The 19,051-nt window shown below is 28.6% G+C and carries 14 protein-coding genes and 3 riboswitches; of the genes, 11 read left to right on the plus strand and 3 right to left on the minus strand.

Features of this window, described 5'->3' with window-relative positions:
- Window positions 1-86 precede the first annotated feature (86 nt).
- The 3 genes from B3630_RS08795 (at window position 87) to B3630_RS08805 (ending at window position 7,214) form a co-directional block, all read left to right on the plus strand.
- Window positions 87-392, plus strand: coding sequence for a hypothetical protein (locus B3630_RS08795; protein ID WP_346897325.1), 306 nt, complete (start codon window positions 87-89; stop codon window positions 390-392).
- Window positions 393-649: 257 nt separating this feature from the next.
- Window positions 650-1,996 carry a S1C family serine protease gene (locus B3630_RS08800; RefSeq protein WP_346897327.1) on the plus strand — a complete coding sequence of 449 codons (1,347 nt, stop codon included), beginning with the start codon at window positions 650-652 and terminating at the stop codon, window positions 1,994-1,996.
- Window positions 1,997-2,376: 380 nt separating this feature from the next.
- A riboswitch (cyclic di-GMP riboswitch) is annotated at window positions 2,377-2,458 on the plus strand.
- A 208-nt stretch (window positions 2,459-2,666) separates the two neighbouring features.
- Window positions 2,667-2,749: riboswitch (cyclic di-GMP riboswitch) on the plus strand.
- A gap of 182 nt (window positions 2,750-2,931) precedes the next feature.
- Window positions 2,932-3,013, plus strand: a riboswitch (cyclic di-GMP riboswitch).
- Window positions 3,014-3,086: 73 nt separating this feature from the next.
- A complete protein-coding gene (locus B3630_RS08805) occupies window positions 3,087-7,214 on the plus strand; it encodes a SpaA isopeptide-forming pilin-related protein (protein WP_346897329.1) in 4,128 nt (1,375 codons plus the stop codon).
- Window positions 7,215-7,377: 163 nt separating this feature from the next.
- Here the strand turns inward: B3630_RS08805 and B3630_RS08810 are convergent, their stop codons facing one another.
- Window positions 7,378-8,040: a hypothetical protein gene (locus B3630_RS08810; RefSeq protein ID WP_346897331.1), complete on the minus strand. Its 663-nt coding sequence runs from the start codon at window positions 8,038-8,040 to the stop codon at window positions 7,378-7,380.
- A 728-nt stretch (window positions 8,041-8,768) separates the two neighbouring features.
- On the opposite strand from B3630_RS08810, the gene B3630_RS08815 reads away from it, so the two are divergent.
- Together B3630_RS08815 and B3630_RS08820 are read left to right on the plus strand one after the other, a co-directional pair.
- Window positions 8,769-9,173, plus strand: a complete 405-nt coding sequence (locus B3630_RS08815) for a GNAT family N-acetyltransferase (RefSeq protein ID WP_346897333.1) — start codon at window positions 8,769-8,771, stop codon at window positions 9,171-9,173.
- Between the two features lie 25 nt (window positions 9,174-9,198).
- On the plus strand, window positions 9,199-9,384 hold the full coding sequence (locus B3630_RS08820; RefSeq protein ID WP_346897335.1) for a hypothetical protein: 186 nt from the start codon (window positions 9,199-9,201) through the stop codon (window positions 9,382-9,384).
- A gap of 9 nt (window positions 9,385-9,393) precedes the next feature.
- Here the strand turns inward: B3630_RS08820 and B3630_RS08825 are convergent, their stop codons facing one another.
- Window positions 9,394-11,382, minus strand: a complete 1,989-nt coding sequence (locus tag B3630_RS08825; protein WP_346897337.1) for a fructose-1,6-bisphosphatase — start codon at window positions 11,380-11,382, stop codon at window positions 9,394-9,396.
- Between the two features lie 389 nt (window positions 11,383-11,771).
- On the opposite strand from B3630_RS08825, the gene B3630_RS08830 reads away from it, so the two are divergent.
- The 3 genes from B3630_RS08830 to B3630_RS08840 all read left to right on the plus strand — a co-directional run bounded on the left by B3630_RS08830 (window position 11,772) and on the right by B3630_RS08840 (window position 15,583).
- Window positions 11,772-12,149 (plus strand): CoA-binding protein, encoded by a 378-nt coding sequence (locus tag B3630_RS08830; protein WP_346897339.1) that lies wholly within the window; start codon window positions 11,772-11,774, stop codon window positions 12,147-12,149.
- A 266-nt stretch (window positions 12,150-12,415) separates the two neighbouring features.
- Window positions 12,416-13,990, plus strand: coding sequence for an amino acid carrier protein (locus B3630_RS08835; protein ID WP_346897341.1), 1,575 nt, complete (start codon window positions 12,416-12,418; stop codon window positions 13,988-13,990).
- A gap of 360 nt (window positions 13,991-14,350) precedes the next feature.
- Window positions 14,351-15,583, plus strand: a complete 1,233-nt coding sequence (locus tag B3630_RS08840) for an MFS transporter (RefSeq protein WP_346897343.1) — start codon at window positions 14,351-14,353, stop codon at window positions 15,581-15,583.
- Window positions 15,584-16,086: 503 nt separating this feature from the next.
- Here the strand turns inward: B3630_RS08840 and B3630_RS08845 are convergent.
- Window positions 16,087-16,443, minus strand: a complete 357-nt coding sequence (locus B3630_RS08845; RefSeq protein WP_346897345.1) for a nucleotide pyrophosphohydrolase — start codon at window positions 16,441-16,443, stop codon at window positions 16,087-16,089.
- A gap of 154 nt (window positions 16,444-16,597) precedes the next feature.
- On the opposite strand from B3630_RS08845, the gene B3630_RS08850 reads away from it, so the two are divergent.
- From B3630_RS08850 to B3630_RS08860, 3 genes are all read left to right on the plus strand, one after another.
- A complete protein-coding gene (locus B3630_RS08850) occupies window positions 16,598-16,858 on the plus strand; it encodes a hypothetical protein (protein WP_346897347.1) in 261 nt (86 codons plus the stop codon).
- A 48-nt stretch (window positions 16,859-16,906) separates the two neighbouring features.
- On the plus strand, window positions 16,907-17,377 hold the full coding sequence (locus B3630_RS08855; RefSeq protein ID WP_346897467.1) for a sugar phosphate isomerase/epimerase family protein: 471 nt from the start codon (window positions 16,907-16,909) through the stop codon (window positions 17,375-17,377).
- Window positions 17,378-17,438: 61 nt separating this feature from the next.
- Entirely contained in the window at window positions 17,439-18,308 is an 870-nt protein-coding gene (locus tag B3630_RS08860) for an AraC family transcriptional regulator (protein ID WP_346897349.1), read from the plus strand.
- Window positions 18,309-19,051 lie beyond the last annotated feature (743 nt).

Below are 19,051 nucleotides of genomic sequence, written 5' to 3' on the forward strand. Positions count from 1 at the left end.
AAAATCCTAATATTTATAGCACTCATACATAAAAATTAACTCCTTAATACACACTATAGTAAAGTGATTGAGGAGGTCGGTATAATATGAGTAATGATAAATCAAGACCAATATATCCACCAGATACACATAACTATTTTGGTGATTTTAGAAGCATAACCCCTATGTCTGATTCAGTTTGGGAAAATGTAAGAGAAGCTGAGATAGAAGCTGCAAAGACAAGAAGTCGAAGGAATTACAATATGGAGACTAGTGAAGAAATTGCTTTTGATGATTTAAATGAAGATATAAAAAGTGAAAGTGAAGTTGATCTTGACTCCATTATAGATGAGGTAGACATGAGTGATCATGGTAATGATTACGGAGATTATGCTAAGAAAAGATTATATTAACATTTCTTAGAGGAAGAATTTATTCTTCCTCTAAGTTAATTTAGGATTCAAATAGGAAACTACTGAAGCTATAAGGCTTTAGTAGTTTTTTAGAATATTATATTTACATATAGGATTTTTTTAAATTTTAATCCTTTAAGGTACAATTAAGAATTCATTCATATTTTAGTCACTTAACTGACACATAAGTGTTGATAATAATATATATAGATAAGAATAGTAAACAAATTAACTTTTAATAAGGGGGAAGATTTAATATGGATAAAGATATAAACAATAATGAATTAAATAATAATGAAATTAATAGCAATAATAATGAAATTAATAGCAATAATAACTTAAATGAAAACACCGGTATTAATAAAGATAATAATGACAATAATACTAGTGACAATATAAACTACACTGTGATTCAAGATGTAGAATATACAACAAATGATGACTTAAAATTCAATGAAGTTAATACTTCATCATGGCAAGAAGAAGAAAAAAAGAATAAAGATAAAAAGAATAAAGGTAAAGGTTCAGCTAAATCTTATATAGCTATAGCTCTAATATGTTCTATATTAGGAGGAGCAATTGGTACAGGTGTTACTTATGGAGCTATGAGAAGTACTATACAATCAGCAATTAAGGAAGCTAAAACAAAAACAAATAATAGTGGAACAACAGCAAATATTAATCCTATAAGCAGTATGAATATACCAGAAATTGTAGCAAAGGTTTCTCCAGCTGTAGTTGGTGTATCAACCACTTCAGTTTCAACTAATGTATTTGGATTTGATATGGGTGAACAAGAAGGCATTGGCTCAGGATTTATTTTTTCAGATGATGGTTATGTACTTACAAACTATCATGTAGTTAAAAATGCTAGTCAAGTTAAAGTTATATTTAGTACAGGTAAAGAAGTAAATGCTAAGGTTGTAAACTATCAGGAAGATGCAGATTTAGCAGTTCTTAAGATTACTGATGATGTTGAAATGCCAGGTAAAGTAGAACTAGGAGATTCTGATAGTCTTCAAGCAGGAGAACAAGTTATAGCTATAGGAAATCCTCTTGGAAAAGAATATCTAGGCTCTGTAACAACAGGAATTATAAGTGCTGTTAATAGAGGAGTAGCTTTAACTGAAGGTGGAGAGAAAATGAACCTTATCCAAACAGATACTGCTATAAATCCAGGGAATAGTGGAGGACCATTAATAAATTCTCAAGGTGAAGTTATAGGTATAAATACAGCTAAGATAGGCTCTACAGGAGTAGAGGGAATAGGTTTTGCAATTCCAATAAATGATGCCACTGAAAAATTAGATGCCTTAGTAAAACAAAAAATAAAGTTTGGTATAGCAGTTAGAAATATAACTGAAGATTTGTCAAAACAATATAATTTGCCGGTAGGTATATATATTCAAAGTATTGAAGATTTTAGTATAGCACAAAAGGGAGGATTACAACCTGGAGATGTAATTACTAAAATAGGTAAGAAAAATGTTAAGACCGTTGAAGAATTAAATAAGGAAAAAGAAGCTTACAGTGATGGAGATAGCATTCCTATAGAATTCGTAAGAAAGGGTCAAACAATGCAAGCTACTTTAGTAGTAGAATAATAAAGTTAATACTTATAATTATCCCCTAATTATAATATTATAAATAGAGTTCTTTGCTTCAGAAGGAGTTTTTACTCCCAATGAAGCTTAGAAATCGTTATCCAGGGACGTAGCAGCTCTTAACTCCCACTTTGAATAAGATGGGAGTATTAGAGATGGTAGTCATCGGATAAATTTCAAATAGGTGTGAAGCTTGAGTTATCAATGTTTCATGCCTATTATTTTTAGGTGTAAATTTTAGTATTCATAATGAATAAAATATTGTATGTTAATTTTAGGCGTATTTTTAGTTAATTATGTATTTTATGCAATATATTATTGACTGTTACATCCAATTATGCTAATATCCTCTTATAAAATGGTAGATACATTTTATTATAAGTTTTAAGGAAATGCTGAAGTATATACTAATTTGGGTACTTTGTATATATGGAGTTAATAGTACAACCGACCTTTGTAACCAATCTTATATTTATATGAGATTGGCATAGGGTCGGTTTTTGTTATATAAGTATAAAACTTCAATATAGAAAATACTGGTATAAAAAACAAAAAAATGTATAGACAAACACCAGATATAGAGTTATACTTAAATAGTAAAATATATTAAATAATAATAAATATCGTATAATTTAATTTTATTCCATAAAATATTAGATACAATTTATTAAAATTTTAAGGAAACACTGAAGTATATACTAATTTGGGCACTTTGTATATACGGAGTTAGTAGTGCAACCGACTTTTATAACCAAACTTATATTTATATAAGATTGGCATGGGGTCGGTTTTTTTATTACAAAAAATTATTAAGGAGGAATATTAAAAAGAAATTTAAATCCATACCCAAACTAAAAAAGAAACTATCTGTTTTTATACTTAAGCATAGATTGATTTAATTTTGTTCCATAAAATATTAAATACAATTTTCTAATAGTTTTAAGGAAACATTGAAATATATACTAATTTGGGCACTTTGTATATATGGAGTAAGTAGTGCAACCGACCTTTATAACCAAACTTATATTTATATAAGATTGGTATAGGGTCGGTCTTTTTTATTGAAAAAAAATTATTAAGGAGGACAATTATGAAAAATAAGAAATTTATGTCTGCACCTAGGGTAAAGAAGAGATTATCTATTTTTATGACTTTAGTTATTGTAGTTTGTCAAGTTTTAAATATTGTTCCTACAATGCAAGCTAGTGCTATGGATATTACAGGAGATTTTCCATTTATTACTGAAGTAAGATTAACAGGTAATGATGGGGATCCTATAAATGAGTCATCAAATCCCATAAGTAAAAATGAAGAGGTAAAACTAACCTATAAGTTTACTATACCAAATCAGGGGACGGTAAAAAATGGTGATACTTATACTTTGAAAATACCTAAGGAAATCCAAATAATAAGCACACTAAATTTCCCTATTACTCTTGATAATGGAGATACAATTGCAAATGTTAAAATAGAAACTGATGGTAATGTTACCATTACTTTTAATGAATTTGCAGAGAATAATTCCAATGTTTCAGGATTCTTTTTTATTGATACTCAATTTGATCCTGATCAAATAGGAGAACCTAGTCCAGTACCTATTACATTTGAAATTGGAGGAAATTCTTCTCCTGTTATAATTAATGTAAACTTTGAACAACTGGAAGTTCCTGATGCTTCTGCTATGAAGTACGGAGAATATGACCCTTCTACAAATGAAATTACTTGGGAAGTAATTGTGAATTCAGAAGGAGTTAAGGTTAATAATGCTGAAATTTTGGACAACATTCCAGAGGGACAACAGTTTATACCTGGTTCTGTTACTATAAATGGAGCTAATGCAGATATAGCAAATTATAACTATGATTATAACAATAATAGATTAACTTATAAATTCTCAAGTGTAATAGAAACAGAGCAAGTAATTACCTTTAAAACCAAGGTAGTAAATCCAGAAGCTTTTAAATCTGAGGGAGCTACGGTATATGAGAAGAATAAAGCAATCTTTAAGCATGATGGAACTTTTGTAGAATCTAATGAGGCATCAGTAGCTATTTATACAGACTTTATTAGAAAAGATGGAAAGTACGATGTAGAGGCAAAGAGGATTAATTGGACTATTTATGTAAATAACAATGCTCAAAATATTCCAAATGCTGTAGTTACTGATGATATACCAGAGGGGTTAACTTTTGTAGATGGTAGTGTTAAGATGGATGGAAACCAAACTGAGGATAATTATTCTTTAGTTGGACAAAAATTTACCTATACTTTCCCAAGTGCTATTAATGAGCCACATATAATCAAATTTTCAACAGATGTAACTGATGGAGATGCCTTTAATTCCAATACAGGGAAAACCTATAACAATAAAGTAACTTTAATTGGTGATGGAGTACCAAGCGATGCTTCAGATGAAAAGGGCGTTGGAGTACCTACTAGCATTATTTCTAAACAAGGCACAGGATATAATCCAGCTACAGGAGAAATTACTTGGAAGGTTACTATAAATAGTAATAAGATAGCAATAAAAAATCCAGTGGTTACTGATGAAATAAGATTAGGACAAGAATATGTAGATGGTTCTGCTACTATAGATAAAGAGGTTCTAGGAGGAAGTTTTAACTATGTGAAAGCAGCAGAGAGTGGTGCTAATAAAACTGGAACATTAACTTATACCTTTAATGGTAATATTAACGAAACTTATACAATAACCTTTAGAACAAAAGTAACAGATCCCAAGGTTTATGCAGGAAATATGGAAGGATATAGTTACAATAATCAAAATTATTATAATGAAGCTAGATTAACAGGTGACAATATTAAAGAATCTAACGCTTCTAATTGGCAGTATTTAAAAAGTGAGGTTATAAATAAGTCTAGTAGTGATTATGACTATGTAACAAGAGAAATTACCTGGAAGATTGTAATTAATAAAAATAAAATGATCCTTCCTAATGCTTATATAATAGATAATATTAAGGGTGGGCAGGAGTTTGTTCCTAATTCTGTTATTATTAATGGAAGTCCAGCAGAATCATCAAATTATGTTTATGATGAAACTGCCAAAACCTTAAGATATAATTTTCCTAGTGAAATCAAAGATGAGCAAGTAATAACTTTTAAGACTAAAATTACAGATACCTCTATATTTACCACTAATGGAGAAAAGCAGGTTGAGAATACTGCAAAGCTAATAACTGATTTAGTGCCGAGCGGTGTAGAAAGTACAGGAAGAGGTACTATAAAAAGTACCTTAATAGATAAAAAAGCTACCTATGAAAGAGGTAATTCTTATATTGATTGGAGTGTAACCATTAACTCTAACAAAATATTAATTAAGGATGCAGCTTTAACAGATATCCTTCAAGAGGGACTTGAAATTGATACCACATCTATAAAACTGTATAAACAGATTTTAAAACCTAATGGAAACATTGAAAAAGGGGAAGAGGTTGTTTTAAATCAAAGCAATGTAAAATATAATGCTGAAACAAGAGAGTTTACCTTTATATTACCGTCTCCAACTGAAGAAGCATATATTTTAACCTTTAGAACTGATGTAGTAGACAAAAATAAGTCACCATTTACTAACGCTATATCCTTTAAAGGCACAGGAATAGAGGGAACTTCTTCTTCTGGAAAGATTGATGTTATATTCCAAGGTGCTGGCGGTGGTGGAGTTGGGGAAACTGGTAGCATTAAGGTTACAAAGGTAGATAAAAATAATGAAAATATTAAACTTAAAGGAGCTGTCTTTGAACTTCTTGATAAGTATGAAAATGTTATAAAAACTTCAGAACCAACAGACTCAACTGGAGAAGTTGTATTTAGTAAATTGAAATTTGCTATAGACTATTATGTTAGAGAAAAGGTTGCTCCAACAGGATATACATTAAGTAGTGAATTGTATAAATTTCAACTTAAAAATACTAAAGATGAAAAGAATATAACCTATAATTATAAAGATGAAAAGATTAAAGGTGAAATTGAATTCTTTAAAACTGATGAAAATAATATACCTCTTGAGGGGGCAGAGTTTACTCTCTATAAGATTTTAGACACTTCATATATAAATCCTATAGCAACAGCTATAAGTGACGAAAATGGAAAAGTAGACTTCAAAAATGTGGAGTATGGAGAGTATGCAATAAAAGAAGCAAAAGCTCCAGAAGGATATATACCTTCAGGGGAAGTATTAACTGCTACTATTACTGAAGATGGAAAGGTAGTAAAAGCTAACCCTGAAAGTATATCTAATACAAAAATTAGAGGAAAAATAGAGTTTAATAAGTTAGGTGAAGATAAAAACCCATTACAAGGAGCAGAGTTTAGCCTTTATAAAGAAGCTGATACAAAGTTTGAGAAGTCTATAGCAACAGCTATAAGTGACGAAAATGGGAAGGTACAATTTGAAAATGTAGAGTATGGAAAGTACACTATAAAGGAAACAAAAGCTCCAGAAGGATATGTTATTTTAGAGGAAGTATTAACTGCTAATATAATTGAAAATGATAAAACTGTAAAAGCAAATCCTGAAAGTATTTCTAACACAAGAATTAGAGCTTCGATTCAAGTAAAAAAATTAGATCAAGATAACAAGCCTTTAAAAGGAGCAGAATTTACGTTATACGATTCAGATGGTAAAGAAATTGGAACTTCTGTATCAGGAGAAGATGGTACTGTGTTGTTTAAGGATATTCTTTATGGAGAATATACAATAAAAGAAACAAAAGTTCCTGAAGGATATTTAGCTTCAGAAGGTACGATAAAGGTATTTGTGGATAAAGATAGTGAGCTATATACTTATGAGGTAGTAAATAACAGAATTAAGGGTAGTATTATAATTACTAAAACTGATATGAATGGAAAGCTACTTAAAGGTGCAGAGTTTACCTTATATGACAGAGTCGGCAAAGAAGTAACGACTGTAGTTTCTGATAAGGATGGTATTGTAGCTTTTAATGATGTGGGTTATGGTAATTATACTATTAGAGAAACAAAAGCTCCTAAGGGATATATTTTAAGTAAAGAAGAATTGCAAGTTAAGATTAATTCTACGGAAATACAAGAATTTATTGTTAAAAACCAAGCTGAAAAGATTGTTGATAAAATAATAAATGTTTTGCCAAAGACTGGTGGTGTATTTGATTATAAACTTATAATTGGAGCATTAACAATTATAGGTGGTGTTGGTCTAGTATCAAAAAGAAAAAAATAAAAGTAATAAATTAAAATATAAAAGTGATAAAATTAAAATATCAAAATAGATATTTAAAATGAAAAGTAAGACATATATTTTAAATTCTATGTATATGTAAAAAAGGCTATTGAAAAATACAATAGCCTTTATACTTTAAACAAAAATTGCCTATTTAAATTTATTAATTATTTCCTATACACATATTAGCTAAATCATTACCAAATGAAATAGAATTTTTTGGTACCCAAACTTCTTCAGTTTTCTTACCGAAGTTCATTTTTACTTTTTCAAATTCAAAAGTATTTGATTTAACATCAGTTGAAGGAGTTAATGCATTAATATTTTCAATTATTTTTTTGATGAAAATTTCTGATACTTTATTCATATCAGTAATTTGATTGCTTTGTACTTCAGAAACCGTATCGTTACCGGCTTTAGTACTTGCTTCAACCATATTAACATATGTAGTTGATATTTTAACTTGAGATACTTCTTTATCACTAGAAACAACTTCTATAGTAGGTTTTAATTTTCTTAAAGCTTCTATTTGAACGTTATAAATTTGATCTAACTGCTCATCAGTAATAGGTAGACCAGCTTGTACAAAACCAGATTTAGTAGCTTCATTCATTGATTTTTTTTGAATTTCTGCCGTAGATATAATTTCCTCACTCGGCACACCAAGTTTTTCAAATTCGGTGCTATCTTGTAAAATAACTAAGTCATAAAAAGCTTTTGCAGTTTGATCGATAGGAATAGTCTTTTTACTACATCCTAAAAAAATTGATGAAAGACTTAATAACATAACGATGCAAAGAATACTAGGTTTTATAAATTTTTTCATATGTAATTCCCCTTTGTTTTTAAAATCTGTAAAGTGTTTTTATTTAGATAATTCTTATTTAAAGTAATTATATAATATAATAAAATTTACCAAATATCAATTATTTTTGAAATAAAGGTTATTAAAACACATATTTATATATTAAAAAAATATGATAATAAAGCAATAAAAAACTTTGATTACATCATCATGGCTTAATAAATTAAGAAAAAAAGTAAACTACTCACAAGTACTTTAAGAGGTTTTAAAGAAGATATTATATATCTAAAAGATAAAATAGAATAAAATTAAAAGCTAGTAGGGAATAAATCCTTACTAGCATTTTTCTCTTTTGTATAACACATAGTTGGAGAATAAATCTAATTAGATTATAATAAAGATGTGTTAGAATGAAAGATAATAACTTAAAGATATCAATTTTATCTTTGATAATAAGTATAGTAGCTTTAATATTAACTGTAATTAATATTTTTATATAAGGGAGAATAAGTATGGATCATAAAATATCAGCACAAACTGAAGCCATAAGAAATGGCATCAAAACAACAAGGAGTATTCTAATTACTTAAAGAGCAGAAGTACAGCTAGGGGATTTAGAAGACTTGGAAGAAATAGAAAGGCTAATAGCGGAAAGAAAGGAACAATTAAAGGGATGCTGTTAGTTATGTGATATTAGTATAATATGTAGCAGTAATTTTTGAAATTTAATGTAGGGGTAGGGTTTAAATATGGAAAATATTATTGTAAGCGAAAGGAAACCTTCAATTGAAGAATATATTTATTTAAGAAATTCTGTTGGTTGGAGGGTATTACAACATGACAAAATAGAAAAAGGATTGAATAACTCAATCTACTGTGTTTGTATAGAAGACCAAGATAAGATAATTGGATTTGGAAGAATTGTTGGAGATGGCGGAACGGTTTTTTATATACAAGATATAATAGTTATACCGTCCTATCAAAAACAGAAGATTGGTACACTAATTATGGAAAAAATAATGGACTATATTGACAAAAACTGTATGGATGGTGCTATTATTGGTTTGATTGCAAATAATGGACTGGATAATTTCTATAAAAAATTTGATTTTACATATAATCAGAACAATTGGTTTTACAGGTTCAATGCTTAATACCTGTGATAAAAGATTTTATTATATGATAGATACAGCTGATATAGAAATTTCATATTATCGCAATAATTCTTTTGAGTTAATTAAAGACTCCATTCAGGAAGGGATAGTTTTAGATTATGAAAGAATTTGTTATGGATTCTGGGAAGATAAGGTTATAAAAATATTTAAGGGAGCTTATTTCAAAAAGCTCCCTAAGTTTATATTATAAGCATTTAATTTATTTTCTTTCCTTAATAATCCCTTTTCTATAGGCATTTAAAAGCATTTGAAGGTAATGAATTTGACTTATTAATTCTTTACCTATATCAGTATCCCTAACCTTTAGTCTTTTAGAGTTAAATTCTAGAATAAAGTTAGTGGATATAATATCTTTCCCCTCATCAATGGCAGTTTGAGTTGATTCAAAAGGCTCATGCTGAACTAATTGAAGGCCATAGGAATTATAAATTAAAGTATAGCCTGCAATGCCTGTCTCAGGTTGGTAAGCCTTGGAGAATCCCCCATCTATAACTAAAAGTTTCCCATTAGCCTTAATAGGATTTTCACCTTTAATAGTTTTAACAGGTACGTGTCCATTAATTATATGAGAATGTTTAGGAGAAAGATCAAATTCTATTAATATTTTATTACAAACCTCTTCATTATCTCTAAGATTGAAATAAGGGCATTTATTTTCCTTATGAGTAATCTTATCATTTATAAAATATCTTTCAAAGGTAGCCATCTTATCCTTACCAAAGAGAGGTGAATCAGGTCCACACCATAAGTACCACATGTAATCTAAAGCATAATGAGCATTTTTACTATCACATTCATTAAAATATGCTTCTCTAGCAATTCTATCTACCCTATCTAAATATTCTTTACCGCAGAATTCTTTGTTTCCAAGCTTAACATTCTTAAAAGTGCCATCTTCATTTAAAGGAATGGAGGCATGATATAAAAGATTAGAATTACTCTTTAAATAAAGACTACCCTTAGAGTAAAGACACCTAACATGTTTCTCAAGTTTTTCACTATTTAAGAAAGAACTATGAAGCTTAGACATTAATTCTTTTTCTTCATCTGTCAATTTATAAGGATTATTAATATCTATAGTAGGGAAGTTAGTATCATTTAATACATATTCCTTACCACCTATAATAATTATTCCTTTTTCATAATTAATTTTATCAAGAAGTCTTCTATCATCCATGTTAAATTCAGGGTGTCTTTTAATAATTTCACCTTCTAATTTAAACTGTATAATAGAAATTGCCTTATGCATTTGAGCCATAAGTTTTAAGTCTTTTTCTTTAAAGTAATCATTAGTAACCTTTGGGTTAAAGGATTTACATGGATCATTGGAGTATACATCCATAGCAAAACGAGCTAGAGGTAAAATGTTTATACCATAGCCATCCTCTAAGGTTTCTAGATTAGCATATCTAGTACAAATTCTAATAACATTACAGATGCAACTATGATTTCCAGCTGCTGCACCCATCCAAAGTATATCATGATTTCCCCATTGAATATCATAGGAATGATAATTACATAAAATATCCATAATTATGTGAGCTCCAGGACCTCTATCATAGATATCACCTACTATGTGAAGAGAATCTATAGTCAACCTTTGTATAACATTACAAATTGCAGTTATAAAATCGCTAGCCCTACCAATGGAAATAATAGTATCTAATATTCCATTAAAATAATCTTGTTTATTTGGTCTCGCTTCAGATTCGTGAAGTAGCTCCTCTATAATATAGGAAAAGTCTGCAGGAAGAGCCTTTCTAACCTTAGAACGAGTATATTTAGATGATACATTTCTACATACCTGGATCAATTGATTAAGAGTAATCTTATACCAATCATCAGGATCATCTTCTTTATCAAGGGCAATATTTATATACTGTTCAGGATAATATATAAGAGTACATAAAGCTTTTTTTTCAGATTCTCTAAGGGTATTACCAAAGATATCATTAACTTTTCTTTTTATTACACCTGAAGCATTTTTAAGTACATGTTGAAAAGCTTCATGTTCACCATGAAGATCCGTTAAAAAGTGCTCCGTACCTTTAGGTAAATTTAATATTGCCTTTAAGTTTATAATTTCAGTGCAAGCATCTGATATTGTAGGAAAATTATGAGAAAGAAGTTCAAGGTATTTTAAATCCTTTTCAATTATATCAGCACTTATTTCACAAGTTTCGCTCATGATTATCTCCTTCTTAGCAAATAACTATTAAGATAGTTATAGGTAAAATAGCTATCTATATAGTTATTTGAAAAATTACTATCTATATAGTTATATGTAATATGCTATATTATAATTATTATATATATGATATTATACATGAAATTTATATAATTTACTAATATCATAGATAAATAAGTTATCATATATCTATATATATTCTACATATATAATTTTAATATATTAATCAAATTTCTTAGCATCAATAGAGTTTTTATTGGGTATAAATACACAATAAGTTATTTTGCATTAGTAGAATTGAAAAGATATATTCTACATGATAGGATTAAAGAATAGTAACTATGAAAAATAAACAAACTATATATAAAATAAGATTAGGAGTGATAAACATGAATAAAATGCTTAACCTAAAACGCTGGGCTTTACTTGGAGCTACCACAGATACTACAAGATTTGGATACAAAATTTTTAGAGAATTAGAGGATAGAGGATACACTGTTTATGGAATAAATCCTAAATATGATTCTATAGATGGAATAAAGTTATATAAATCTATAGAAGAGTTACCAGAATTAATAGATGGAATAAATGTAATAGTTAATCCTAAAATTACTTTAGAAGCTCTTCCAAAAATAAAAGCAAAAGGAATCAAAAATGTATGGTTCCAACCAGGTTCTTTTAATGAAGAAGTTATAGAAGAAGCTAAAAAATTAGGCTTTAAAATAGAATTAGAAGATTGTATGCATGTAGAATTATTGAAATTATAGTCCTTGTTTCATATAGAAAATTTTAAAAATAATTGTATAATCTATGGATTAGAAAATCTAACTAACAAATAAACAATAAATAACTCCAATCTCATTTTTAAATTTGGGTTGGAGTTTTTGTATGACAAATATTCATGGGGAATATAATGACGTTATTGTATGTAATTAAAATGATACTAGTTAAAACGTAAGTGGTATGAGATAATAGGAAGGCATTATAATTTCATGTAATAGTATTAAAAATAGACTTTAGGAGGCGATAAGGCATGGAAGGATTTTTTAACTCCATAAATAAAATATTTGAGTTTATAGTACCAGTGGCAGACTTTTTATGGGATTTTCCAACTAATTTTCAATGGTATTCTAACATTCCTATAATAGGAAAGTTTTCTTTAGCCATCTTACTTTTAGTAGGATCAGGTATATATTTCACATTTAAAATGGGCTTTGTTCAATGTATTAAGTTTAAAAAAGGGATTAAAATACTTGCAGAGAAGAGATCTCATGAAACAGGTATTACTCCCTTGGCATCATTTCTACTAAGTTCAGCCATGAGAATAGGACCGGGTAACATAGTAGGAGTTACAGGAGCAATTAGCGTAGGAGGACCAGGAGCTATATTTTGGATGTGGGTTTCTGCTTTCTTTGGAATGGCTACAGCTTTTGTAGAAGCAGTTTTAGCTCAAATTTTCAAAGAGAAAAAGGACGATGAGCTTGTTGGAGGACTACCTTTTTATGGAATGAGAGTTTTAGGAAATAAAAGGGCAATAGGAATAGTTTTAGCTGTTTTATTTATTGTATATGCAATGTTCTGTATACCAGCTCAAACCTTTAATATTGTAACTAGTTTAAGTTCAGTAGTAGAAACAATTACAGGAACAGTTTATGAAAGACAGTCATTACTATACTATGCAATTACTATATTATTAATAGCTTCAGTTGTAATTACTGTATTTAAAGGAATAAATGGTGTTACCAAGGTTACAGATAAGTTAGTGCCTATAATGGCTATAATTTATGTAGGAATAACATTAGTAATAATTATATTTAACTTAGATAAAGTACCAGTATTTTTCACAGCAGTATTTGCAGGTGCCTTTAAACCACAAGCCATCTTTGGTGGGGCTTTTGGTGTAGCACTTGCTCAAGGAATAAAAAGAGGTCTTATGTCAAATGAAGCTGGACAAGGTACTATAACTATGGCTGCAGCTACTGCAGACACTAATCATCCGGTAGAACAAGGATTAGTACAAGCTCTAGGAGTATTTTTAGATACTATGGTAATTGCCACAATGACAGGAATAGTTGTAGTTATGGCAAGCCTTTGGGCAGCTGAATCAGGAGTGGCTTGGGAGAGTATAAAAGGTTCTAAGCTAACAGTTTATTTAACCTCTGTACAATACTTAATTCCAGGTACAGCCTTTGACTCAATTGCTACTATAATAATATCTTTATGCTATGGGTTATTTGCATTTACAACCTTACTTGGAATGATTCTATTTGCAGAGATATCAGGAAACTTTATATCAAAAAGTAAGAAATGTATAAATACCATAAGAAGTTTAGGTGCCTTTATATTTGTTCCTTTTGGTTGTTTAACAGTTTTATCAGGACTAGAACTAGGGAACCTATGGTATATATCTGACTTAGTAAACATACTAGTTGTATATGCCAATGTGCCTATATTACTATTGGGATGTAAAATTGTATTTAAAGCTTTAGATAATTATAATAGCACTAAAGGTGCAAGATTTAACTCTCTAGACATAGGAATTGAAACTCCTTGTTGGGGAAACTATGGAATTGATAGTTATAAAGAAGAGAAACAAGTATCTATGTAAATATTTAAATTATATAAAAAAATAGGATAATAATGTATACTAAAATATTACCCATATGATATAATAAATTATATAAGAAAAAATGGAGGAAACAACTGTGAGATATCTTAATATAAAAAAAGGATATACCCCAATGAGCAGCAGTTCTATGTCTAAAACTGCAATATTGAAAACCAAGGGGTTACTGTATCTTTTTTTAAGATGATTTTGCAGGAATAATAGTCCTTCAACTTCAAAAGTAACTCCAAGACTTTATTATAAAGATTAAATTCTTCATAATAGAGTCTTTTATTATGCTAATTAACAGAGTTCTTAGCTTCTATGAAGCTTTACTTATAGAAATCATTAGGGGGAGTTACAATGAATAACGTAAAAGAAAGTTTAAATATAAATAAAATTAATAAAGGGAAGAGCGTAGATTACTTAGCCAGGATAAAGAAAAATATAAAAATTGATTATATGTATAAGTTTTTATCTTCAATAGATATAAGCTCTGCCATTTGGGTACTATATTTAGCTCATAAAGGCATGTCTCTTATAGAAATAGGACTTTTAGAATCAGTTCACCATATAACTAGTTTAATATGTGAAGTTCCAACAGGAGCCATTGCTGATATTGTTGGAAGAAAGAATACTATAATACTTGGAAGGATAATGTCCGCAATTGGAGCAATCTTAATGCTGTTTTGCAATAGTTTTTTAGGGTTTGCCATTGCCTTTGTAATATCCGCCATATCTTATAATTTAAACTCAGGCTCAGAAGAAGCTTTGGTTTATGACTCCTTAAAGGTTACAGGAGAAGAGGAAAAATACCTAAAAATAAATGGAAATTTAAATTTTATAATTGAAGTAGCCCAAGGAATAGCTGTATTAGTTGGAGGAATATTATCAGATTACTCCTTTACATATAGCTATGGATTATCAGCTATTGTAAGTATATGTGCACTAGGAATTTCCTTTGGATTTAAAGAACCAGAATTTCATGAAGAAGCAAAAGAAAGAGTGACTATAGTAGGTCATTTTAAGACCTGTTATGAAGTGATGAAATCTAATAAAAAAATTATACTAATAATGATGTTTTTTGAATTAATATTTATGACCGGCACAACTACTCATTTTTATACTCAACAGTATTTTAGTGAAATGGGATACTCTAGAAGTTTCATAGCAATAATCTATGTAATATCAAGTATAGGCTGTGCCATAGGAGCAAAGTTAGCCTATAAAGTAGAAAGGAAATTAAAAAAAGCTATGCTTTATATAGTTCCAATGTTAGGAGGAGTGTGGCTTATAGTTCTTATTAGCAGTAAGAATTTAAATGCTATCATAGGATTTATTATGTTTTCTGTAAGTATAAATATCCTATATCCTGTTAGCTCTGACTATATAAATAAGCTTATCCCATCAGCTCAAAGAGCAACATTAATATCTGTTCAAAGTATATGCTTCAGTATATTTATGATTATGATATTTCCATTATTAGGGGTTATAGGACAAGTGACTTCATTAAGGGTAGCTTTTATGGTACTTGCAGTAATTCTTTTCATAATAAGCTTTGGCAGTAGGAGAGTTTTAAAGGGGAGTAATAGATAACAATCTGTATTTAAATTTAAAATAGTTAAGGAATTCCATAGAAATTATTCTTTGTATAGTCAACTATATCAGGAGGTGGTTTATATAGAATTTATTACAAGATTTTTTTTTGAAGTTCCAGCAGCTATAATTCTTTTAGTAATTAACATAGTTTGTATAGTTGGTAGCTTAGTGGCATTTCCTTTCATACAAAAGAGTAGCATGTTAGAAAAAGAAAAAAATTAGCTACTATTTTAGATACAGTATTTTTGATTTTAAATATGTTTGCCCTATTTGCATTGTTTGCAATAAGTATATTTTTTTCTACTTTTATTTTTGACTCTGTTTTAAAATAGTGTTGATAATATATTATAAGTATGTAATATATTTAATTTAAAAGTCCAGTGATTCGAAATCACTGGACTTTAGTTCGTAATAATTTAAGGTTGTAAACTTATTTTTGAGCCGAAAAAATCTGATACTTTTAAATCTATCTAATTTTACTATGAATAATTCAGGTAATATTAAAGCAGATATTTCTTATGTTCAAGATCGAAATCTCTATTCATATTTTTACAATGCTTTTTTATGAAAGCTTCTGAAAATTCCTCAGGTGTAATCCCGAAGCACATCAATGCATCGTTGTAGAACATCATAACATCAACCATTTCTTCCACAAAAGCAGCTCTAACTGTTTCATCATTCATAATATCATTTTCTCCACGTTTTTTAATTATCGCTATTACTTCTCCCATTTCTTCTATCATCCATAATAAGCTGTTACGACCATTCTCTGCACAAAGAGGAGTCCATTTTTCTTTGTATTTTTCCGGTAGTTCCTTTTGCAGAGCCATAATTTCTGATAATTTTAAATCTGCCATTTTTCTACCTCCAATAGTGAATTTATAATTATTGACTTATTAGACATATTATATAACTAAAGTTATTTTGTATTTACTTTTATTAGTGTACAATTAATTTATATTTAGGTTTAGAGCTACTTGATGAAAATTTAAAAAAGGATGGTATATAACTATGATAGAGTACGGAAGAAGTATAAGATGGTTCAATAATTATAAAGATGAAATTGATTTTTCAAAATCAAACAAATTTGATTTTATGCAAGTTTGGTTTAGTAAAGGGGAATTAGTACTTGATAAGATATTATTTCCTAAAGAAGAATATGTATTAAATTCAAAATTTCCAGTAATAATTCATGCTGTATATGATATTGATGATTATGATAAATATAATAATGAATTGATTAGGATATTAAAATATTTAAATCATACATAGGTTATTATACATCCCGTATGTAAAAGTCTTATCATAAATTCTCAAACTATAAATCTACTTGCTAACAACATTTATAAGACTAACCAACTATTAAAAAAGAACAATATAAAACTTTATATTGAGAATAATAGTGTAATGGACAAGATTAACTATACACCAAGTGACTTAAAAGTAGTATTTGATAAAAACTCAGATGTTGAATTACTCCTTGATATTGCTCATATAGATGACTATAATCATTTGGAAGAAATACTTAAAGTGAAATTTCCTAAATGCATACATATAGCAGATAAACATTTTGATGTAGAGCATGAACATCTTCCTATTGGACAAGGTGAACTTGACTTTAGGTTAATTTTTCAAAATTACTTAAAGGACTATGATGGAAAAATCATATTTGAAGTTGTTGATACAGATGAGGAAATTTTAGAATCTAAAAAAATAATTCAAAATATAATTGAAGCTTCAAAGAAGGAAAATACAACTAAGCAAATTTATAATAATGAGTCTACAAAATAGGGCATGAAATATCGAGTATAAATGTATATAAAAAGATACTATTGAATTGGGAGTGAGAAGAATGGATTGGATAAAAAATTTAAATGAGTCTATAAATTATATAGAAGAAAACCTTGATGGTGAGATATCCTATGAAACTATTTCAAAAATTGCTGGATGTTCTGTCTACAATTTTCAAAGAATGTTCTCATATATAGCGGACAAGCCTTTATCGGAATATATAAGAAACAGGCGTTTAACAATGGCAGCCTTTGATTTATTAAATAGTACAGAAAGAATAATTGATATTTCTTTAAAGTATGGATATGAGTCTCAAGATTCATTTACTAGGGCATTTAAAAAATTTCATGGAGTACTACCTTCAAGTGTTAGAAATGAAACAGTGCAGTTAAAATCCTGTCCTAAGCTTTCCTTTCAAATTTCAATAAAAGGAGAAAATCATATGAATTATCAAATTCAACAATGGCCTGAATTTAGAGTAATGGGAATATCACAAAAAATAAAAACAGCCGAAGCCTTTGAAATAGTTCCTCGGATTTGGGAAAATGCGTGGAGGAATGGAACTATGAAAATGTTCCTAGATAACTTTCCCGACTATAGACCTGCAGGTTTTTTAGGAATTGCTCAAGGAGGACAATGGGGAGAGTCGGAAGAAATGGAATACATCATAGCGGTGACAAATCATGTTGATGTACCAAATTGCAAACATGTTCCAGTGCTTGAAGGAATGAAGGAGTTTTCTTACCCTGCTGCAACATGGGCAATTTTTGAAGCTAATGGAGAACTTCCAGATGCAACTCAAAAGGTGTATAAACAATTTTATAGTGAATGGCTTCCTAATTCAGGATATGAATTAGCTGATCTTCCTGTAATTGAATGCTATATGCAAGAAGATCATCAAGAAGTTTGGATTGCTATTATTAAAAAGTAGAAAATGTTAAATAATTATAACTTATTAGAAAAACTTTTAAAATAACTTTTAGAATTGTTAATATTTATAAAGCTGACTATGGCATTTTAGTTTAAAGCTTAATCTATTCAAAACACTGCATATTCAGAAATGAATATGTAGTGTTTTTTTAGTTATAGCTTTGATTTATATAGATATTTGTATTAATTTAAAAAATACTTTTGGTGAAATTATTAGAAGGAATTTATTAGGGAAGGAATTTATTAGGGAAGAAAAATATTCAGCAAACGAAACAATATTTATTAAATAATGTATCGTTTTAGAGTTTTAAAAGAAAGTTAATACAAATTAACGTATTTAATTAAAATATTAAAAGTGTATTTTTAATAAAAGATTTGAAAGAAACAAAATTTATAATAAAATGTAGCATTTCAAAGTATATAAAAGCTAATTTTAAATGACAGTCTATTATAGTATATTGTTGATTTTAAATAAAATTATTCGTATGGTAAAATATGTTTAAAGAGTTAATAAATTATAAATTGCAAATAAATTCAATGTATAACTAAGTTAATTTTTAAGCTCATAAGGGATATCTCCATATATATGTGGAGAAATTCTTTATATATAATTAATAAAATTTAAATAAGAGGGAGGGGAGATAATATGAGTATTAATAATTTAATGGCTTTAGGAACAGAGGATTTAGAAATTATTGGAGAAATTGGTAAAGAAGAACCATCATGTGGAATAACTAGTGGCTG

Source organism: Clostridium sp. UBA7503 (assembly GCF_002477055.1).
Taxonomy (GTDB): domain Bacteria; phylum Bacillota; class Clostridia; order Clostridiales; family Clostridiaceae; genus Clostridium_J; species Clostridium_J sulfidigenes.

Bases quoted from the DNA above. Each gene is read 5' to 3' on its own strand.
- B3630_RS08820 (WP_346897335.1), top strand. From the start codon at position 9,199: ATGATAGATACAGCTGATATAGAAATTTCATATTATCGCAATAATTCT.
- B3630_RS08850 (WP_346897347.1), top strand. From the start codon at position 16,598: ATGATAGAGTACGGAAGAAGTATAAGATGGTTCAATAATTATAAAGAT.
- B3630_RS08805 (WP_346897329.1), top strand. From the start codon at position 3,087: ATGAAAAATAAGAAATTTATGTCTGCACCTAGGGTAAAGAAGAGATTA.
- B3630_RS08795 (WP_346897325.1), top strand. From the start codon at position 87: ATGAGTAATGATAAATCAAGACCAATATATCCACCAGATACACATAAC.
- B3630_RS08800 (WP_346897327.1), top strand. From the start codon at position 650: ATGGATAAAGATATAAACAATAATGAATTAAATAATAATGAAATTAAT.
- B3630_RS08830 (WP_346897339.1), top strand. From the start codon at position 11,772: ATGAATAAAATGCTTAACCTAAAACGCTGGGCTTTACTTGGAGCTACC.
- B3630_RS08810 (WP_346897331.1), bottom strand. From the start codon at position 8,040: ATGAAAAAATTTATAAAACCTAGTATTCTTTGCATCGTTATGTTATTA.
- B3630_RS08845 (WP_346897345.1), bottom strand. From the start codon at position 16,443: ATGGCAGATTTAAAATTATCAGAAATTATGGCTCTGCAAAAGGAACTA.
- B3630_RS08835 (WP_346897341.1), top strand. From the start codon at position 12,416: ATGGAAGGATTTTTTAACTCCATAAATAAAATATTTGAGTTTATAGTA.
- B3630_RS08825 (WP_346897337.1), bottom strand. From the start codon at position 11,382: ATGAGCGAAACTTGTGAAATAAGTGCTGATATAATTGAAAAGGATTTA.
- B3630_RS08840 (WP_346897343.1), top strand. From the start codon at position 14,351: ATGAATAACGTAAAAGAAAGTTTAAATATAAATAAAATTAATAAAGGG.
- B3630_RS08860 (WP_346897349.1), top strand. From the start codon at position 17,439: ATGGATTGGATAAAAAATTTAAATGAGTCTATAAATTATATAGAAGAA.
- B3630_RS08815 (WP_346897333.1), top strand. From the start codon at position 8,769: ATGGAAAATATTATTGTAAGCGAAAGGAAACCTTCAATTGAAGAATAT.